The organism is Paenibacillus wuxiensis, from assembly GCF_040195695.1.
GTDB classification, from domain to species: Bacteria; Bacillota; Bacilli; order Paenibacillales; family Paenibacillaceae; genus Paenibacillus_B; species Paenibacillus_B suaedae.
Genome location: NZ_JBEFZI010000032.1, coordinates 1 through 1759 on the forward strand (window position 1 = coordinate 1; position 1759 = coordinate 1759).

Sequence of the window (1759 nt, forward strand, 5' to 3'; positions counted from 1 at the left end):
CTCCGTTAGAATTCCTGTAATACGAATAATTGGGTGGTTGAACAAAAACGAGCGCCTCGGTACGATGGGGTTGTGCACGAGGTCATTGCCTCAATAATCCCATCCAGGAGGTCGCTCTACTATGAAGTTTAAGGCACAGGACAAGCAAAATCAACTCATTGAAAACATTACCGTTCATCACCTAGTCATCGGCGTAGATATCGCCCAAGAATTCCATGTGGCCCGCGCAGTCAGCTTTCGTGGAATTGCATTAGGTACACCGCTAGAGTTTGGCAATCATCTTGAGGGGTTTGAGATGCTGGGACGCTGGATCCACGATCTACTCAAAGTCTACAAGCTTAACAAAGTCATTGTAGGCATGGAACCCACCGGACATTACTGGCTAAATCTCGCACGTTGGCTCTCTTCTCAGAGCATTGAGTCCGTTCTTGTTAATCCCCATCTCGTCAAAAAGAATAAGGAGAACCGTGACAATACCCCATCTAAAAGCGACCGCAAGGACGCTCTTGTCATTGCAGATATGGTCAAAAACGGGTATTACTCCCCTGTTCGTTTTCATCCAGAAGCCTACGAAGAACTGCGAATTCTCATGGCTAACCGAGACACGGTTACCAAACGGCTCAACAGCGCTGTTAACCAAATTCATCGATGGGTAGATATCGTATTCCCTGAGCTGCGCCAGGTCTTTAAGATCCTTACTTGCACAAGTGCCATTGCAACGCTCAGACTCTTCCCCTTGCCGGAGGAAATTTGTCGCTTAACAACAGAGCAGGTCCTTGCTGGATGGAAACAATATGTGAAGCGTCATGCTGGAGCTAAACGAGCGGAGCAGCTCATTGTACTAGCAAAATCCAGTGTTGGCGCCAAGCAAGCACTCCATGCCTATAAACTTCACCTGGGACAATTGCTCGAGGAATATGACTTGGCTAAGCGCCAGCTTGAACAGATTGAGCATGAGCTTCACCTCACCCTTAAGCGTATTCCCTACGCACAGAAGTTGCTTGAAATTCAGGGTTTGAATGCAACGAGCTTGGCCGGTGTTCTAGGAGAAACCGGAGATCTGAGCGGATATGCCCATGGAAATGCTTTGTTACGACATGCCGGCCTTAATCTGACAGAGGCGAGTTCTGGAAAGTGGCGTGGTAAAATGTCGCTTAGCAAACGTGGCCGCCCTCGTCTACGTAGGTTTCTCTATCTCATGACAATGTGTATGGTTATGACAAATTCGGATATCAGAGCTTTGCACCATTTCAACGTCGAGGTAAAGAAGTTAAAGAAAATGAAATCCATTATGAAATTATGCGGTAAAGTTGCACGAATGCTAGTGGGCTTAGCAAAAAGTTGCGAGGGCTATGACTCAGCCAAAGTTTTCCCGCAAGCAGCCTAAGTACATTCTTCCCTCACTAGCTCATGCATTCGCAGGATAACAAGAAGCACGGAGTATCGGGAGAAGTTAAGCAAAAGGGCTCGGACCCGTTCCGTTAGAAAGACCGACCTCCACCCCTAGGTTAGATGTGACGAAGGAATGAAAGGGCTTAGACCCGTTGAGACATGGGAGTGAGAATCGCTAAGGCGAAGTGGAGACGTGCGCATATGGAATAATATGGGTGGTCAATGCCTCCCCTTTGTTTTCGCATGCCCTTGCTACGATCCCCAAGTCACCGGCTACTACAAGTCTTCTTTCCTCACATTTACCATAGGGTGAAATCCTGCGAATTCATGAGTCTGAGTGAGGAAACTTAATCATTTTGAGGGAGCT

Annotated in this window: 1 protein-coding gene; it reads left to right on the forward strand. The window is 47.5% G+C overall.

From position 1 onward, the window contains the following. The first annotated feature begins 121 nt into the window (after nt 1-121). Nucleotides 122-1387 carry an IS110 family RNA-guided transposase gene (locus ABN764_RS29440; protein WP_138186008.1) on the forward strand — a complete coding sequence of 422 codons (1266 nt, stop codon included), beginning with the start codon at nt 122-124 and terminating at the stop codon, nt 1385-1387. Nucleotides 1388-1759: the final 372 nt, after the last annotated feature.

Bases quoted from the DNA above. Each gene is read 5' to 3' on its own strand.
- ABN764_RS29440 (WP_138186008.1), top strand. From the start codon at position 122: ATGAAGTTTAAGGCACAGGACAAGCAAAATCAACTCATTGAAAACATT.